General features: G+C 45.2%; 9 protein-coding genes. 6 read left to right on the top strand and 3 right to left on the bottom strand.

The window, feature by feature from the left end; all coding sequences use genetic code 11:
• Positions 1–13 precede the first annotated feature (13 nt).
• Positions 14–3,034: a type I restriction endonuclease subunit R gene (locus tag BM293_RS03520; protein ID WP_093446856.1), complete on the top strand. Its 3,021-nt coding sequence runs from the start codon at positions 14–16 to the stop codon at positions 3,032–3,034.
• A 179-nt stretch (positions 3,035–3,213) separates the two neighbouring features.
• Positions 3,214–4,557 (top strand): hypothetical protein, encoded by a 1,344-nt coding sequence (locus BM293_RS03515; RefSeq protein ID WP_093446855.1) that lies wholly within the window; start codon positions 3,214–3,216, stop codon positions 4,555–4,557.
• A gap of 72 nt (positions 4,558–4,629) precedes the next feature.
• Here the strand turns inward: BM293_RS03515 and BM293_RS03510 are convergent, their stop codons facing one another.
• Positions 4,630–5,835, bottom strand: a complete 1,206-nt coding sequence (locus BM293_RS03510; protein WP_093446853.1) for an IS256 family transposase — start codon at positions 5,833–5,835, stop codon at positions 4,630–4,632.
• Between the two features lie 223 nt (positions 5,836–6,058).
• Positions 6,059–6,271, bottom strand: a complete 213-nt coding sequence (locus BM293_RS03505) for a hypothetical protein (protein WP_093446852.1) — start codon at positions 6,269–6,271, stop codon at positions 6,059–6,061.
• Positions 6,272–6,571: 300 nt separating this feature from the next.
• On the opposite strand from BM293_RS03505, the gene BM293_RS03500 reads away from it, so the two are divergent.
• Both BM293_RS03500 and BM293_RS03495 read left to right on the top strand, forming a co-directional pair.
• On the top strand, positions 6,572–9,589 hold the full coding sequence (locus BM293_RS03500; RefSeq protein WP_093446850.1) for a methyl-accepting chemotaxis protein: 3,018 nt from the start codon (positions 6,572–6,574) through the stop codon (positions 9,587–9,589).
• A gap of 177 nt (positions 9,590–9,766) precedes the next feature.
• A complete protein-coding gene (locus BM293_RS03495; RefSeq protein WP_159428445.1) occupies positions 9,767–12,337 on the top strand; it encodes a PAS domain-containing hybrid sensor histidine kinase/response regulator in 2,571 nt (856 codons plus the stop codon).
• A 42-nt stretch (positions 12,338–12,379) separates the two neighbouring features.
• Here the strand turns inward: BM293_RS03495 and BM293_RS03490 are convergent, their stop codons facing one another.
• Positions 12,380–12,745, bottom strand: coding sequence for a response regulator (locus BM293_RS03490; protein ID WP_093446847.1), 366 nt, complete (start codon positions 12,743–12,745; stop codon positions 12,380–12,382).
• A 251-nt stretch (positions 12,746–12,996) separates the two neighbouring features.
• On the opposite strand from BM293_RS03490, the gene BM293_RS03485 reads away from it, so the two are divergent.
• Positions 12,997–16,911, top strand: coding sequence for a PAS domain-containing protein (locus tag BM293_RS03485; protein WP_093446846.1), 3,915 nt, complete (start codon positions 12,997–12,999; stop codon positions 16,909–16,911).
• The gene (locus BM293_RS03480) at positions 16,908–19,697 is read left to right on the top strand and encodes an EAL domain-containing protein (RefSeq protein ID WP_093446844.1); all 2,790 of its coding nucleotides are present in this window, start codon (positions 16,908–16,910) and stop codon (positions 19,695–19,697) included. Before BM293_RS03485 ends, BM293_RS03480 begins: the two co-directional genes overlap by 4 nt.
• Positions 19,698–19,712 lie beyond the last annotated feature (15 nt).

Genomic DNA, 19,712 nt, shown 5'->3' with positions numbered 1-19,712 from the left:
GAAAGGAATTAACATGCGAAGCCAAACCAACGAACAAGCGTTAGAAGCGGCGATTGAACGTGCTTTAACCGGTCAATGCCAAGAGGATGCCAAAGCAGGCCTGGTTGCAGAGAGTCCGGCGGATTATGTCGGCAGCAATGGCTTTAAGCGTGGTATACCCTCTGATTTTAATGCGCAGTATGCCTTGGATGAAAAGTGGTTTTGGCAGTTCCTTGAATCGACGCAGCAAGCTACCTTAACGCAGTTGCAGAAACATAGCCCGAATGATTGGCAGCGCAGGATTTTGGAGCGTTTTGATCGGTTGGCGAAAAAGAACGGTGTGCTGCACCTTTTGAAGAAAGGCTTGAGCTTAGACGATGTGCATTTTCATTTGATGTATCCCGCGCCCTTAGCTAGTAGTAGCGATCAAGTTAAACAGCATTTTGAAGCCAATATTTTTAGCGTTACGCGCCAAGTGCGGTATTCGTTAGCGAATCCCTTACAAGAAATCGATATGGTACTGTTTGTTAATGGCATACCCTTGGTGACCTTGGAGTTAAAGAACGCTTGGACAGGGCAGACGGCACGTTATCACGGTCAAAAACAGTACCGCAGCGACCGAGATACGAATCAGCCACTTTTGCAGTTTGCACGCTGCTTGGTTCACATGGCGGTGGATACCGATGAAGTCTATATGACCACCAAATTAAGCGGGCAGAGCACTTTCTTTTTACCGTTTAACAAAGGCCATAATCAAGGGCAGGGCAATCCACCCAACCCTAATGGCCACAAAACCGATTATTTGTGGAAGGAAGTATTCACCAAGGATAGTCTGGCGAATTTAATCCAGCATTTTATTCGGTTGGATGGTTCAAGCAAAGATCCGCTGAATAAGCGCAATTTGTTTTTCCCGCGTTATCATCAAATGGATGTGGTGCGGCGCTTGATTAAGGATGTATCAACCCAAGGCGTCGGACAAACCTATTTGATTCAGCATTCTGCCGGTTCCGGCAAATCGAACTCCATTACTTGGGCGGCCTACCAACTGATCGAAGCCCATCCTGAGCGCGAAGATGTGCCGGGTGCGAAAGGATTGGAAGAACCCCTGTTTGATTCGGTGATTGTCGTCACGGATCGGCGGATTCTCGATAAGCAGCTTAAAGACAATATCAAAGACTTTTCTGAGGTTAAGAACATTGTGGCGCACGCCAATAAGTCAGCCGATTTAAAGAGCGCGTTGGAAGGCGGTAAAAAGATCATTATTACCACCATTCAGAAGTTCCCTTTTATTATTGATGGGTTGAGTGATTTGAGTGATAAGCGCTTTGCGGTGATTATTGATGAGGCGCACAGCTCGCAAAGTGGTACGGCGCACAGCAAGATGAATGAAGCGATGGGTGCGGATGAAGAACTCGATGCGCAGGATAAAATCCTGCAAGCGATGCGCTCAAGAAAAATGCGTGACAATGCCTCTTATCTGGCATTTACCGCGACACCTAAGAACACCACCCTAGAAAAGTTTGGGCATCAACAGCCAGACAGCTCTTTTGTGCCGTTTCACCTTTACTCGATGAAACAAGCGATTGAGGAAGGCTTTATCTTGGATGTGTTGGCGAATTACACCACCTATAGATCCTATTACGAAATCCAGAAGTCGATTGCTGAAAACCCAAAATTTGATACCGCGAAAGCGCAAAAGAAGTTACGGGCGTATGTGGAGCGCAGCCAGCAGACGATTGATACCAAAGCCGAGATCATGCTCGATCATTTTGTAACTCATGTGGTGAATACCAAAAAGCTGAAGGGTAAGGCGAAAGCCATGATTGTGACCCAAAGTATTGAGATGGCGATTCGCTATTTCAAAGCCGTTCAGCGCTTACTTGATCAACAAGGCAACCCATTTAAAGCGATTATTGCCTTTTCAGGCGAGAAGAAGGTCGATGGCATTGATTACACCGAGTCTGACATGAATGGCTTTTCCGATAACGATACCAAGGATAAATTCGATACCGATGAATATCGCTTATTAGTGGTGGCGAATAAATACCTCACCGGTTTCGATCAGCCCAAATTGACCGCGATGTATATTGATAAAAAACTGCAAGGTGTGTTGGCGGTGCAGGCATTGTCGCGCTTAAATCGCGCTGCGCCTAAGTTGGGTAAGAAAACTGAAGATTTGTTTGTATTGGATTTTTTCAATAGCACCGACGATATTAAAAAGTCGTTTGATCCTTTCTATACCGCCACGTCTTTGAGCGAGCCGACTGATATTAATGTGCTGAATGATTTAAAAGATGCGCTGGACGATGTTGGTGTTTACGAGGGGTATGAGGTTGAGAAGTTCGCGCAGGGCTATTTTGATGGGGTGGATGGGCAAGCGTTAAGCGCCATGATTGATGTAGCGGTAGCGCGTTTTGAAAGTGAGTTGGTGTTAGAAAACGACGAACAGGCTGACTTTAAAATTAAGGCAAAACAGTTTGTCAAAATTTACGGGCAAATGGCCTCGATCATGCCTTATGAGAACATGCAGTGGGAAAAGCTGTTTTGGTTCTTAAAATTTTTGATCCCAAAGCTAAAAGTTGCTGACCCAGAAGCCGACCAGCTTGATGCCTTGTTGGAGTCGGTAGATTTAAGTTCGTATGGTCTTGAACGTGTCAGGCTTAATCAGTCGATTGGCTTGGATGCGACAGAAACCCAACTCGATCCGCAAAACCCGAATCCGCGCGGGGCGCATGGAGAAAAACAAGAAGATCCGTTAGATGAGATTATCCGTGACTTCAACGAGCGTTGGTTCCAAGATTGGAGTGCAACGCCGGAAGAGCAGCGGGTGAAATTTATTAATATTGCAGACAGTATTAAAGCGCACCCGGATTTTGAAACAAAATATAAAAATGAGACAGATCCTCATCATCGGGATTTGGTGTTTGAAAAAATGCTCAAAGAGGTCATGTTGAAACGACGTAAAGAAGAGCTTGAGCTGTACAAGCTCTTTGCTGGTGATGCGGCTTTTAAAGCAGCGTGGACTTCGACTATGCAACACCGAGTTGCGATATAGACTTTTAAGCAGGTTTGCTGGTTAATATCAGCTAGCTTAGTTAGGGTTTATAGGTGATTTTGAAAACTTTGTAAAGAACAGCATATTTCTTTAGGATTAAGCCTATAAATGCTTCAATGATTAAGCTGCTAAATCGGTCGCATTTAATGGCAGTAAGTTGATAAATGCAGGAGTGTGTGGTGAATAAGAACAGTATATTTGATTCGAAATGGAATCGGATTGATACAAAACCAAAGAAATTTGTTGATTTTAAGCCAGCAATCACTTTTGATGATATCTACTACCGATTGTCCAGGGATTTAGAAGAAGCAGTTTTTGATAAATTGAAAGCTGAATTAAGTTCTAATGGAGATTTGGATAGTTTAACCGCGAAAGAATCTTTAGATGAGGCTGTAAAAGAGCAAAGCAAAATAGCTAAAGACAAGCTTAAAAGGGTACTTTTCGGCTTGTGCACTGAACCAAGAATAATTGATCAGTTTGATAGTTTAGCAGGTCAGCAAATACTTGATCTTTTCTATCGATTGACCATAGCTGAGAACTATAGGCAGGTTGATGATTTTATTCGAAATAACAGAAAGAAATCAGATTTGATCAATAAAACCTACTTGCAAGCGAAGAAAGAAGGCTTATTTGGTATGGTAGATGACGTTATCAGTGAAAATCACATGGTCCCATTGCTTCGGTATGTTCAACGTTATGAAGATTTTCAAATTGGTCTATTTGAATTGAGCATGCAGACAATGGATTTAGAGAATTTAATTGTAGAGCAGGTCAATCGTCTGACCGTACCTGATATGTTTAGTTTGTATAGATATAATTATAAAGACCCCAGTAAAGATCCGATAGATGTCAATTCCCTGCGCCACGATTGTTTATACAATGCTATCACTTTGGCTGTTTGTGCCCGACTCGCATTGCAGTTATCAGGTTTGTATCAAATAACGTTTCAAGATTCTGGTTATGATAAGGTTGATAGTTTTCAACAGGATCAGCTAGGCAGACGCCGTGCATATTTCGAACATTACACCATTGTAGCCTTATCAAAGGCTGAGGCACTTTATGGCATCTACCTAGGCATGAAAGTATCTGGCAACATAAGGGATACAGTAAACCTTGGTAGTGAATCGAGTGCTTTTAAAAAACGTCAGCTTAAACAAATGTTGCTAAATCTTATTGCTAATAAAGCTCCTTTTTATGGCTGGTCAAGTACAGACCAAATGGCAGAACGAGTAGCCCCTAAGCTTTTGCTTTTTAATAAAAGACTATATAAAAACAAACAAAACATGTCGGAAGAGGATATGGTGTGTGAGATCTTAAATAGATTGGAAAGTAGTAAAGATAAATCGTATAGGAATCAGTACTATGTTTATGCTTCAGAAGAAGGGCGGCAAGAGTTTAAGGGATTGGCGCGTGTTGAATCTGTTCGAAAACGTGCTGATGAGATTGATCAGAAAAGGAATCGTGATCGTTCTTTAAAAAGTAGCTTGGCATACTCTAGTGTATGTAGTGAAGAAGGGATCTAATTAGAGCTTAAAATCAAGAAGTTTTAATCGCAGGAAATGAGAGCGTTCAAAATTCTGTGTCAGCCTAGTTTCTTAAATATCCAACGCCTTGTCTAGTCGACCTTCGAAGTGGATAGCCAACTGAGACAGGGCAAGGTTCCAGTTTTGAACCGGCATCGTCCATTTTTTGGACGCGTTGAGTATGCCAGCATACAACAGTTTCAACAAGCTATTTTCGTTTGGAAAACCGCCTTTGGTTTTGGTCAGTTTACGGAACTGGCGATGCACTGCTTCAATCGCGTTGGTTGTGTAAATCACCCGTCGGATGTACTCCGGGTATTTGAAGTACACACTGAGATTATCCCATTTGCGCCGCCAAGACGAGATAACAATCGGATAGTGTGCGCCCCATTTGGCTTCCAGTTCATCCAGTGCGGCCTCAGCGGCTTGTTTGGTGGTGGCACGGTAAACCGGCTTTAAATCTTGCATAAAGGCCTTCTGGTTTTTGGAGGCCACGTATTTCATTGAGTTGCGGATTTGATGAATCACGCATTGTTGCACTTCAGTCTGTGGGTAGATGCTGTTAATCGCTTCGACGAAGCCGGTTAAACCATCTACACTGGCAATCAGAATATCTTTGACGCCACGGTTATGTAAATCGGTTAAGACAGAGAGCCAGTAGTTCGCCCCTTCGCTTTCTGAGAGGTACAAGCCGAGCAGTTCTTTGCGACCTTCGGTATTGACCCCTAAAATGGTGTAGACTGCTTTGCTGACATAGCGGCCATTGTCTTTAATTTTGTAGTGAATGGCATCGAGCCAGATAAACGGGTAGATTGCGTCCAGCAAGCGCGACTGCCATTCTTTAAGCTCAGGAATCAGCTGGTCGGTGACAGCGGTAATGGTCGCTTCAGACACATCAATGCCGTACAGTTCTTCAATGTGGAAACGGATATCGCGGTAACTGGTGCCCAGTGCGAACAATCCGAGAATTTTCTGGTCGATTTCTGGAGTGAGTTTGGTTTGGTGTTTTTTGACCAGTTGCGGTTCGAACGTACCCTCACGATCACGGGGTGTGTCTAGCTCAAATTCACCCACACCGCTTTTGACAGTTTTCTTGGTGTAGCCGTTTTTACGATTAGCTGACGTATCTTCGGCTAAATGTAGGTCAAGTTCGGCTTTAAGCGCGGCTTCGGTGAGCTGTTTGATTAAGGGCGTTAATACACCATCTTTACCGGTGAGCCCTTTGCCAGATTGAAGCTGTGCTAATGCTTCGTTGAAATCGAATTGTGGTTTTGTCATGTGTCATTCCTTTTTGAGAAATTTTAACGAAATGACACAGATTTCTAAACACTACCCAGGAAATGGTGAAAGTGAGTATAAAAGTGAGTACAAAAACAAATAAAAGGTTTTTTAGCTAGGTTTTTAGGGTGTTTTCGAATCCCCCGCTCTCCGCCATATTACTTACTAAACCCGCATCAAGCGGGTTTTATTATGCCCAAAAAAATCAATAACTTAGCGAAACTTATAGTCCAAACAGGTGTTTAATCGCCACAGTGACCGCAATACCAACCACTAAGCCAATACCCCATTTTAAAACCCGTAAATCTGCGTTAATTTGCGCTATGTCTTGCTTCATTAGCGTTTGTTCGGCCAAGGCTTCGGCTTGCTCCGTGGTGAAGCCCTTGGCTTCAAGGGCTTTGGCATACTGGAGCGTATCAAATGTAATGAATGACATAGCAAACCCTAACTTAGTGTTGTTTTATGGGCTAAATGATACCCCAGTTAACCTATCGAGCAAACTAAAATGAGCTTGCAAGCCGTTGCGATCTGGTCAAGGGAGAAGTGATGAATACAATTGCGATTGAAACTTTTAATGAGTTTAGACGTTTCGGTTATGCAGTATAACTATTAATCGCTTTCTCTTAACTAATTACTAATATGGTGTTATTCTTCAACCAATTTATTTTTGAATAATTAAGTCAAAAATTGCGTGATTTCAATTCTATAGCCTAAGATTTATAGTTGGAGCCAAAAAGTGCTGTCAAACAGAGCTGTAACACAAAACCAAATAACCATTCCTGATGATTACATCTTATCTACCACCACTAACTTACAGGGCATTGTTGCAACGGCTTCGGATGACTTCTTAAAAATCTCTGGCTATAGTCGTGAGGAATTTGTCGGTCAACCCCATAACAATTTGCGCCACCCAGATGTGCCAGCCCAAGTGTTTGAGGATATGTGGCAAACCATTAAAGCCGGTAAAGATTGGACTGGGATTGTAAAAAATCGCGCTAAAAATGGTGACCACTATTGGGTGCAAGCCAATGTATCGCCTATGGTTGAAGATGGCAAAAAACTCGGTTATGTTTCGGTTCGCACTCCGGCGACATCGCAACAAATAGCTATGGCTGAAAAACTCTATCGCCAAATTAATCAAGGTGAGTTAAGGCTGCAAAACAGCATGGCGATCACGCCTTTGGCAGCGAAGTTAAACAAGTTTGCCATTACGGGCAGCTTGGCAAAACTTTTGGCAATTTACGCCATGATCGTGTTGTTAGCAGGCCTGGTGGCTTTGGGTGGTTTGTTTTATAAATCACAAATTGCACCGATTATTGACCAGCAGCTCAATGAGGCGCTAGATGTTGCAGAACAACAAATCAAAGATCAGATTGCTTTTAAAGCGGTTTCTGTGACCGATATAGCGGCCACCGCGGCGATGATGCCTGAAATTCAGCGAGCCTTGGCAGGGGTAGTGCCTCGGACAGTTGCAGAACAGCGTCTGTCAGAAGTTCAAAATCACTTCGCTAGAATTACTGACTACCGCAATATTCGCTTTCAACTTTATGATAATGACCGCCGCTCCTTTATGCGCTCCTGGTCATTGGAGCAGTTTGGAGATGAACATCTTGACCGGATTCGTGATCGTGCATTTGAAACCCAGCGTGTAGTGGGTGACCTATCCATTAATAAAAATGGTTTTGGTATTGGCGCGACGGGTTATGCGCCCGTGTTTTATAACAATCAGTTGGTTGGGGTGGTGTCCGCTTCAGGTGGTGTGGGTTCCATTGTCCGTGATCTTAAGCAACTCAATACTGATTGGGTAATGGTAGTTGACCAAAGCTTTTATGGTGATCGTATGCCACGTACTTTGACCAATAACAATGCGTTTATGCCGGGTTACTTGTTGGCTCATAACGCTTGGTTTAATGAAGAGGCCATTAATTACCTGCGTGAGAACCTGCCAAAATTTGAGCAGGGTGAAAATCGTGCCGGTTACTTCATAGGTGATGCAATTATTTTAGATTTACCCGCATACAATCCGGTCGGTGAAGTGATGGGTCGCCACCTGATGATTAAACCGGCTGATCAAATTCAGCAACAAATAGCTGCCGCCACTCAACAAGTGATTTGGTCGTTGTTAGGGGTCGTATTGGTGGTGATTGCGATTGTGCTTTTACTGTTATTGGTGATATCAAAACGGGTGATCAAGCCGCTTAAAATGTTGTCGGCGTCGATGCGCACTATGATCAACACAGGTCGTTTTAATGGTCGCGTCATGTATCATGATCGCGGTGACGAAATCAGCGACATTGTGCAGTCCTACAATCGTTTTGCTGCTAATGTCCAGCGTGCAATAACCAATGTTAATGACGTCATGTCTTCGGTTGCCGAGGGTAAATTTGATGTTCAGGTTACTGATATTCTCCATGGTGACCTTAATATGATGAAAAACGCCGTTAATGCGTCGGTAGGAAGTGTTCAAAACACCATGGACGCACTTCAAACGGTGATGGATGCCCTTTACAACGGTGACTTTAGTGTCACGCTACCGGATACTGTTAAAGGGGAATTCCGTACTAAGGTTGATCAGGCTGTACAAAACTTGCACCTAACCATTAATAGCATCAACCACGTGATGTCTAAAATGCAAGAGGGTGATTTCCATTATCGTGTCGAGGTTGACGCACGCGGTGAGTTATTGAAACTTAAAAATGGTATCAATAGTTCGATGGAAGACATCTCGGATGCGATTACGAAAATCAGTCAAGTGGTGGCCGCGCAAGCGTCAGGTGATTTAACTGTTGAATTACCCACAGGGCACTTTAAAGGTGAACTGCACAGCTTGAAAAACTCGATTAACTATTCCATGGAAAAAATGAAGCAAGTGGTTAACGCAGTAACCGATGCATCAGTGAATGTGAGTAGTGCCGCTACCGAAGTGTCGCAAGCATCATTAGACCTGAGTCAACGGGTTCAAGAACAGGCTGCCTCGCTTGAGCAAACCTCAGCCACCATGGATCAAATGAACGCGACGGTCCAGGCCAATACCGAAAATGCTCAGCAGACAGTTGGTGTCACACAGCAGGTACAAAAGCAAGCCAACCAAGGTGCCACGGTTATGCAACAAACTATCGGTGCGATGAACTCTATTCAAGAGTCGAGTCATAAGATAGCGGATATTGTGACCTTGATTGATGGGATAGCCTTCCAAACCAACTTACTCGCACTGAATGCGGCGGTAGAGGCCGCCCGTGCCGGAGAACATGGCCGTGGTTTTGCGGTGGTAGCCGGTGAAGTACGGGCGTTGGCGCAAAAATCAGCTGAAGCGGCCAAAGATATTAAAGACCTGATTGATGAAAGCGTGGGACGTATCGATGAGGGCACCAAGCTTGCTGCTGAATCAGGAGACGTTTTGCAAGGCATTAATGATGCGATTAATAATGTGGCCGAGATGATTAAACAAATTGCCCAGGCCTCTGTTGAACAATCCGAAGGCATCAAGCAAGTTCATAATGCGATTGCACAGATTGATGGTGTTACGCAGCAAAATGCGGCGTTGGTAGAAGAAACCAGTGCGGCATCAGAAAGCCTGAGTGAGCAGGCGCAGCGTTTACAGGAAGATATGGCGTTCTTTAAAACCGGCAATACGGCTAGCCAGCCGAAAGCTTTATCGAAACCGGCGGTCTTAGCAAAACCTGCGGTCCGCCAGTTAGCGTCCAAGCCTGCGAAACCATCCAAACCGGCTGCTGACGAGTGGAGTGATTTTTAGCAATAGCCTCGCACTGCTTTAAAACCTAAGTGCTTATTTCAAACGCCCCAAACGGGGCGTTTTACGTCTTTAAAGCGGTAAAAATATGACTATAAACTTAGTGCCAAGTTATTAAAAAGCCGTTAAGATCATAGTATGTGTTTAATTTTGAGTAAGACTGCCGCTAAAGGAATGCTATTGAAATTATCTCGTTATCGCCAAGTGCTTATGTGGCTCAGCAGTTGTGTGGCGTTGTGTCTGCCGTTAAGCGCGCAGAGTTCAAGTTTTCAGCAGGTGTTTGAGAACCAGGGTTTGGTTATGCTGTTAATTGAACCCAACAGCGGTCAAATCGTGAGTGCCAACCAAGCGGCGGCGGACTTTTATGGCTATTCACGCCAAACCCTGCAGCAGATGCGCATTCAGCAAATCAATAGCTTGAGTGTTGAGCAGGTCGCGCAAGAGCGCCAGCTCGCCAAGCAGCAGGGGCGCAACTACTTCATTTTCCGCCATCAGCTTGCTAATGGCGAGCTGCGCACGGTCGAGGTCTATTCACAGCCTTATCAGTTCGGTGCCACCAACTTATTACTGTCGGTAATCCATGATGTGACCCCGGGGCGCGATTTTGATCCGGGTATCTGGCATTTCAAAGACAGGTTAGAGCAAGAAGTCGCCTTACAATTAGGGCAAACTCATCAGCTTAACCAACGCATTCAGCAGCTTTTAATTGTTGGCATCCTACTGTTTGCCTTGCTTTCGTTGTTTTTGTGGTTCGTGAATGTCAAACGAAAAAAAGCCGAAGGGGATTTGTTTGAGTTTAAGCGAGAGTTTGAAGCCTTTCTTGAGCAAACAACCGACTTTGTGTATTTCAAAGACCGAGATGGCAAAATGTTGTTTTGCAGCCAAACCCTGGCCAAGGTGACCGGCCATAGTTCTTGGCGAGATATGATCGGCAAAGATGATCACCAGCTATTTCCGGCGGAGACCGCCAAGATTTATCATGAAGAAGAAGCACCGGTCTATCAGCAAGGGCAAGCGGTTATCGGCAAAATTAATCCCTATTATGATGAACAAGGCAAACTGGGGTATGTGCAAACCAATAAATGGCCGGTGTTGGACGAACATAATCAGCTGGTGGGGCTATTTGGAATCAGTCGTGAAATCTCTGATCTTCAGGCACTCAAAACCGAACTTGAACGCAGTGAACGCCTACTAGAAGACAGTGAAGCACTCGCCAAAATAGGTGGCTGGGAGTATCAAGTCGATGGCGCTAAAATGTTTTGGACGCAGGGGTTGTTTAGGTTGCATGATTTTAAACCCAGTCCCGACTTTGATCATATCGCTGAAAGTGTGCATTGTTATTTGCCTGAAGATCGCGAAACGATTCTTGAAGCCTTTAAAGCCTGTATTGAAAAGGCCCAGCCCTATGATTTGGTCTTTCCATTCAAAACCCATCTGGGCAAAGACAAATGGATTCGCACCAAAACGGCACCACTCATTGAGCAAGGCAAGGTGAGCAAAGTCATTGGCATTGTGATGGACATTACCGACCAAAAGCTGACCGAGTTGCGCTTGCAGCAATCCTTGGAACTGTCCGAACAACACAAGCAACAGGCGGAGGCCGCCAATATTGCGAAAAGCCGTTTTTTGGCGACCATGAGCCACGAGATTCGTACACCGATGAACGGCATTCTCGGCATGGCGCAATTATTGTTGGCTCAAACCCCTGCTGAGCAGGACTATCGCCGTTATGCCCAAACCATTATGGACTCGGGCGAAACCCTGATGCGCTTGTTAAACGATATTTTAGATCTCTCCAAAGTGGAAGCCGGCAAACTGAACCTCGAACCAGGCCTGGTATTCCCCAACCAAATCCTGCAAGACACCCTGGCCTTGTTTACACCGAGCGCCAAGCAAAAACACTTGCAACTTAACATGCGTTGGCAGGGCAAAGACAACGCCTGTTATCAAGGCGATGGGCAGCGTATTCGCCAAATGCTTAACAATTTAGTGAATAACGCGATTAAATTCACCGAACAAGGGACGGTGTTAATCGAAGCGCAAGAACTGACGCCAGAGGGGGAATTGTTATTTGCGGTAGAAGATTCGGGTATCGGCATTGCACCGGAACAACATCAGCATTTATTTCAGCCCTTTAGTCAGCTGGATAACAGCAGCACCCGCCAATATGGCGGTACCGGGCTCGGCCTGTCGATTGTGCAAAAATTGGCGCAGCTGATGGGGGGTGAAGCCGGTGTGGACAGTCAAGTCGGTCAGGGTGCACGTTTTTGGTTTAAAGTAAGCTTAGCGCCGGTAGTAACAGCCGACTCGGCAGCAACCCCATCGGACGCGCATAACACCTTGCCGCAATTTAGTGGTCAGGTGTTGGTGGTTGAAGACAACGAGATTAATCAGCTGGTGGTGGAAAACCAACTTGCTTTACTGGGGCTTAGCACGCGAGTAGCGGAAAACGGCCAGCAAGCGGTTGAACAGGTGCAAGCCCATGCAGATCAACTCGATGCCATTATTATGGACATTCAAATGCCGGTGCTGGATGGTTACCAAGCCACTGAGCAGATTCGTGCTTGGGAGCAGGCACACAATCGGAACCCCATCCCGGTAATTGCGCTCACCGCCGATGCCTTTGCTGAAAATCGACAGCAGGGCTTAGCAGCAGGCATGAACCACTATTTAACGAAACCCTTAGACCAACACGCTTTGATTGATGCCCTGTCGAATTATCTACCGTTACGCGACACACCGGAAATTTAGCTTAAAAAAATCACAATTCAAACGCCCCAATCGGGGCGTTTTCTAAAAGAAAGTTGCGATTACTTTGTTAAAAGCATCCTGCCGGAGTGGCTTGGTAAGATAGCCATTCATGCCAGCCTGTTTTGCCTGTTGGCGATCGGCATCACTGCCGTTGCCACTCAAAGCGATGATGGGTAATTTTATGCCGTCATCTCTCAGCTTTTTTGTTAGCTCAAAACCATTCATCTCAGGCATGATAATGTCAGTCAGTATTAAGTCAAAATGCCTATTGTTAAGCGCTTCTTGTGCTTCAGCTAAATTTTTTACCGCAAAGGCTTGATGCCCATAACTTTCAATAAAAGCAAGCTGCACGCGTTGCAGTAGTAAGTCATCGTCTATAAGTAAAATGTTGCGGGGTTGCTGGTACATAAAAAACAGCTCTTAATAAAACTTGAAGCTATGTTACACCAAAATTTATTTCAATAAATTAATCGGATGACAAGGTTTAATAATTCTAGTTTTATTGCGTATAGTCTTTTAGGGCTAAAGACTTTACCGAGTGGGTGTGTTGTTAATACTTATGGTTGTTAATTTCTTTTTACTCATAGTTGTTTAAGTTATGGCAAGTGATAAGTGCTCAAGGTATATTTAAGGGATGAGACAACTTTACGGATACGCCAATGTTATTACCTAAGCTGAGCGAGATTGCTACCCCGAATGTGATTACGATTGCCGATTGTCACTCGATTAATGATGCGGTGCATTTAATGGCCGAGCGCAAACTGCGCGATGTGATTGTGACCGGTGAGGCGGGGTTGCGGATTCTGACAACCCGCGAATTGATCCATTTCCGCTTACAACAGGTCAACTTTGACCAGCCTTTGCGTCAAGTAGAATTGAATGCTGTCCCCACCTTACCGCCTGAAGCACCGGTGTTACAGGCGTTGGAGGTTATACGTTGTCACCCAGATGAATATTTGTGTCTGGTTGATCAAGGCGAATTGGTCGGGATTGTCAGTTATAGCGATCTGGCCGGTTATCTTGACCCGGAAAACCTCGCGCAAACCAAAACGCTCGCTGAAGTGTTAGGTATGTCGCAGTTTGTTAAGGTCGATAACACGCACAGCGTTGAGCAGGTGTTTGCCAAGCTGAGTCATGCGCACCAAACTGCCGCGGTGGTGTTTGATGAAGAAAAACCTGTCGGCATGATTACCCAGAGCGATATTATTCGTTTGTTTGACCAACATGCTGACTTGTCGGTACAGGCGGACACGGTGATGTCTGCACCATTAAAAACCTTTGCCAGCCATTTGAGCTTAGGTGAGGCCTTGGAGCAGGCACGCGTGCATAAAATAAAACGCTTGTTGGTGGTGGATGGTTTGTCGGGAGAGGTTTTAGGGGTTTTGCATCAAAAAGATTTAGTGACCTTGGTGTACCAGGCTTGGGGCGAACGCTTGGCTCAAGAGCAAGCACGTTTAAAAAATGAGCGTGACTTGTTTGCCGGGGGGCCAGTTTTGGTGTTTAAGTGGCGACCGGAAGAAGGCTGGCCGGTGAACTTTGTTTCGTCCAATGTCCAGCAGATTCTCGGCATCTCTGTTGACGAGGTTTTGTCCGAGGGGTTTCAATTCGTTTCCTTAGTACACCCTGATGATCTAGAAAAGTTAGGTCAAGAAGTAACGCAATATATCGCAGAAAAACGCCCCTTTTGGGAGCAGACTTATCGTTTGATTAACGCTAATGGCCAATGTCGTTGGTTTTATGACTACACGCGCCCGGTGTATAACGAGCAGGGTGAAGTGGTTGAGATTTTGGGCTATTTGATTGATCAAAGTGAAATCAAGCATGCGCATCATCGTCTGCAAGCGCTGTCGAACAATATTCCCGGCATGATTTATGAGCTGGTGCGTTATCCTAATCAGCGTTTTGGCTTTTCCTTCGCTAGTCCGGCGATTGTTGATTTGTTTGATTTGCAGTTTGAGGATGTTCAAGAGGATGCATCGAAATTGTTTAGTCGGGTGCATGAAGAGGATATTCAAGACCTATCGAAAGCCATTGATGAGTCAGCACAGAACCTAACCCCTTGGTCGCAAGAGTTTCGCGTCAACCTGCCCAGTGGCTTAACGCGGTGGCTTAGTGGTCAATCCAGCCCAACCAGACGCGATGATGGCACCGTTATCTGGCACGGCTTTGTGCATGATATTACCAGCCAAAAACACCAGCAACTTGCGCTAGAGAATGCGAACCAACAATTTTCCCTAACCATGCAAGCGACTCTGATTGGTTTATGGACATGGGACTTGCTGACTAATGATATTACTTGGTCAGATGAAGCCTTTGTGCAGTTAGGCTATGCACCGCAAGCGTTTACAATCAGCCTTGAGGTTTTTCAAAGTTTATTGCACCCTGATGATCTGCACCCGATGTTTCAGTCGATTGAACAGCAAATGGCGCAGGATAAGTCGTTTGTAGTGGAGTTCCGGTTTAAAAATGCGCAAGGCGGTTGGACGTGGATTCAGGGGCGTGGCAATACCACCAAAATGAATGCGCAAGGGCAACCGATTCAAATGATGGGCACCCATCTGGAGATAACCGAACAAAAAGAACTTCAATTAGAAACGGAGCAGAAAAACCAGCTTTTACAAGCAGTTTGGCGCGCGAATCAAACTTTCATGACCACGCAGGATATTCAAACGACTTCGGATGTCTTGTTAGAAGAAATTTTGAGTTTTACCCAAAGTGAATACGGCTTTATTGGCGAAGTCTTGCATGATGAACAGGGAGCGCCTTATCTTAAAAGCTTTGCCTTGACGAATATCGCTTGGGATGACGCAACGCGAGCGCTCTATGATGAGGTAGCCGGACGGGGTATGGAATTTCGTAACCTAAATAATCTGTTTGGTTATGCCTTGTTGAATAAAACAACGGTGGTCAGCAATGACCCGGCGAATGATGCCCGAGCAGGCGGTTTACCACCGGGGCATCCGGCTTTGAATGCCTTTATGGGTGTGCCGGTTTTTTATGCCGATGACATGATCGGTTTTTTTGGGATTGGGAATGCGCCGGGCGGCTATTCAGACGATTTAACGCAAAAATTGTCGGTATTTAGTCAAAACTTTAGTTCGTTGATTTTTGCTAAACGTTTGCAACAGCAACAACATGCCTTAACGCGTGATTTGCAAATTGAGCGTGATCGCGCCGATGCCGCCAATCGCGCTAAGTCGGAATTTCTCGCGAATATGAGCCATGAAATCCGCACGCCGATGAATGGCATTATCGGTATGTCGGAGTTGGGTTTAACCGAAACCGATCCGCAAAAAATGCAGCATCAACTTGAACGGGTGAATCAATCCGGCCGGTTATTATTGGGCATAATCAACGATATTCTCGACTTCTCGAAAATCGAAGCCGGTAAGCTGGAACTTGATCGACAGCCGTTTCAGCTGGTGCAACTCAAAGACGAGCTGACTGATTTATTTGAATACTTAGCGCAAGACAAAGGTTTGGCGTTTGATGTGCATCTCGCGGATAGCCAGCTAAATAAATGCTGTTTCTATGGTGACAACCTGCGTTTGCGTCAGGTGCTGACAAATTTAATTGGCAATGCGATTAAGTTTACCGAGCGTGGCAAAGTAGAGGTGGTCTGTAAATTTCATACTGATCACCATGGCGGCTTATGGTTAAGTTTCGATATTAAAGACACAGGAGTGGGCTTGAGTACTGAGCAGCAGCAAAAACTGTTTAACGCGTTTACCCAAGCGGATACCAGTATTACCCGCAAACACGGCGGCACCGGCCTGGGCTTGGTGATCAGTGAACGTTTAGTCAAGTTAATGGGGGGGAGTGATATTCATATTGACAGTGAGCTTGGTAAGGGTTCCACATTTAGTTTTTCAGTACCCATGTCGGCCTGTAACGCCGAGCAACTCGCCAAGCTTGAAAGTTATGTCAAACCCCTTAAACACAAGCAGTTATCAGGTCAGGTGTTATTAGTCGAAGACAATGAAATCAACCAAGAGGTCGCCGCCAATATGCTGACACAGCTTGGCTTGAGCGTTGAACTGGCCGAAAACGGTCAAATCGCAGTTGAAAAAGCCCAGAAACAGCCGTTTGATGTCATTTTAATGGATATCCAAATGCCGGTGATGGACGGTTACCAGGCCTGCCGGACGATACGCGAGTTTAATCCAGCTATTCCGATTATCGCCTTAACCGCGGCGGCGGCTGTTGAAGATCGTAACAAAGCCTTGGCTGTAGGTATGAATGACCACCTTGCTAAACCGCTCAATTCAGATGAATTGTATCGCGTATTAAGCGAACATCTAACATCGCAGCCGAAAGCACAGCCAACATCAAAACCCAAACCCGTGCTATTAATCGTCTGCCATGACAAACAGCAACTCAAAACCCTCGCCCAACAAGCGCAAGCCGAATATCAAGTCAAAGTGGCGCATGATGCTCAAAAGGCGATCAAGCTTCTTAAAACCGGCCAGATTAACCAAGCCTGGTTAGTCGAACCCCACCAAGAACTGGAAGCGGTATTACTGCAAAATAGTGTAAACTTTGTAATGAATTCCCAGCAACGGACTAAACCATGACGAGATTGTTGGTCAATCCTCTCAAATTGATACTGGCATGTGTGTTTTTAACCTTGCCTATAGCCGCTCAAGCGTTAGTTGAACAGTCCTCAGATGTGCACCAACAAGACGCGAAGCAACAAACAGTATATCAATTAGCCGTGCTGGCTTTTCAAGATAAGTCGCTTGCTATGGCGCGTTGGCAACCACTGGCAGACTATTTAACAAACAAAATTGATCATGCTCAATTTGAGCTAGCGGTGTATCACAACGAAGAAATGGAACAAGCCGTCGCATCGGGTGCGGTGGATTTTGTGCTGACTCAACCCTCGCAGTATGTTTTATTAACCTATCGGCATCAACTGAGTTCGCCTTTGGCTTCATTACTTAACAAAGACGGCGGGCAGGTCACCGAATATTTTGGTGGCGTGATTTTTACCCTTGCTGAACGTGATGATATTGCTAACTTAAAAGACATTAAGGGCAAGCGGGTCGCCGGCGCATCTATAACTGGGTTGGGTTCTTATCAAATGCAGGCTTTTGAATTATTGCAGCATGGGATTCGTTTACAGCAAGACGCGAATGTGACCACAACCGGACAACCGCAGCGCAGAGTCGTGGAAGCGGTGTTGGCTGGCGAGGTGGATGTGGGGTTTGTTCGCACGGGTGTGTTAGAAGCCTTGTCGGCGCGTGAGTTAATAGATTTGTCGCAGCTTAAAATTCTAAACCAGCAGGCTTATGCTGGTTTTCCGTTTATCACGAGTACACGTCTCTATCCAGAATGGGCGTTTGCGGCCATGCCGGAAGTGGATAGCGAGGTCATTAGACTGGTTGCCGCCGCGTTATTGGCCATACCGAGCCATAGCCCTTTATCAGAGGCTATGCAAATCGGTGGTTTTACAATTGCGGGCGACTATCGCACCATTGACAATTTAATGCGCGAGTTACGTTTAGAGCCCTTTGATGATTTTGCGCTGCAGTTTCAAGATGTAGTGGCTTGGTGGCTCATAGAGATTGTTATCGGATTAGTATTGGTTTTCAGCATGCTTGCGTTTGTTGTAGCCCTGCTTATCCAGCGGCAGGGCTTACTAAATCAAGAGCGTCGACGATTGAAGAAAGCATTGACCGAGCTTAGATTGCTTAACCAGGCCGTTGAACAAAGTCCTGAATCAATCGTGATTACCGATCTGAATGGGCAGTTTCGTTATATGAACCCCATGTTTGAACAAACAACGGGCTATACAGAAGAGGAAGTCTTAGGTAAGTCACCTAGTATTTTGAGTTCAGGTCTAACGCCGAAGTCTGTTTATCAAGACTTATGGGCAACTTTGAAACAAGGTAAAGTATGGCTAGGTGAACTATCTAATAAACGTAAAAATGGCGAGATTTACCCTAGCCAAGCGATAATTTCTCCGGTAAAAGATGAGCAGGGTCGAGCGACCCATTATTTAGCGATTCAACGCGATATTAGTTCTCGAAAACAACGTGAACAACGCATTAATGAGTTGTTATATCGTGATCCGGTAACCGGCTTAGCTAACCGCAATCGTATAATTCAATTTATTGACAAGCAGTTATTTGAATCTTCGGGGCGAAACGCCGCACTCATTTTAGTAAACATTGCACGTTTTAAATTTATCAATCAAATTGATGGAGCCGATGTAGGAGACGCGGTGCTTGTAGCCGTGGGACAGCGCTTGAATAGACTATTTACAGGTCAGGGTAACCTTGTTGCGCGCTTAGCGGCCGATGAGTTTGCTGTTTTTTGTCAACGGGATGGACAAAAAGATGAGGCGCTTGACCAGACTGTGCAAACAATTGTTCAAGCCTTTAACACATCGGTTGGGGTAAGAGGTAAGCGGTTTGACTTGAACGTTGCGGTTGGCGTGGCAAGTTTAGTTTTATCCAAACCCGAGAGTAGCCAGGTGGTGATCAATCAGTTATTTGAAAATGCGGGTGTGGCACTAAAGCAGATTCGCCAAAGTTCTGGTACAGGTGTGTGTGTATTTGATCAACAACTGTTGCAAGATTCATTAGCAAAACATCAGCTCCAAAATGAACTGGCCAGCGGGATTTTGCGCGATGAGTTACGCTTGTTTGTGCAGCCTCAGGTGAATCACCAGCGCCAATTAATGGGTTTAGAGTGTCTAGTCCGCTGGCAGCACCCAGACCATGGGCTTATGGCACCAGGAACCTTTATACCGCTAGCAGAAGAGTCCGATCTTATTTTAGGCTTAGGGGACTGGGTGTTACGACATGCGTGTTTGATTTTAGCGCAAATGCAGCAAAGTCAACCCGCCATTATCGTTGCGGTCAATATTAGTCCGCGTCAATTTATGCAAGCTTCGTTTGTAGCAAGCGTCAAGAAATGGTTAGCGGAATCTGCTGCTCAGCCCAATGGCTTAATGATTGAGATTACCGAAAGTCTGTTTTTAGATGAATTGCAAATGGTCGTCAATAAAATGAACGAGCTTAAATCTTTAGGCGTGCAGTTCTCTATTGATGATTTTGGCACAGGCTATTCATCGCTAAGTTACTTACAACAGCTACCTGTTGATGAGTTAAAAATTGACCGCTCCTTTATCTTAACCATGACTGAAAGCAACGAGTCTGTGAGTTTGGTGCCGACAATTTATGCGATGGCCCAACAAATGAATTTGCGGGTGATTGCAGAGGGGATTGAAACGCCAGCGCAAGCAGCACAACTAGCTCAATTTGAACATTTAGAGCTGCAAGGGTATTTATTTGGTAAACCTGCTGAGTTTAAAGACTGGTTTGCGCAATGGTCAGCGGATAATTCACAATAATGCTTGTGCGTTTGC

The organism is Thiomicrospira sp. ALE5 (genome assembly GCF_900112445.1).
In the GTDB taxonomy this organism is placed as follows: Bacteria; Pseudomonadota; Gammaproteobacteria; order Thiomicrospirales; family Thiomicrospiraceae; genus Thiomicrospira.
Note: the sequence above shows the minus strand (reverse complement) of the source record. Positions and strands in the feature narration are given on the sequence as shown.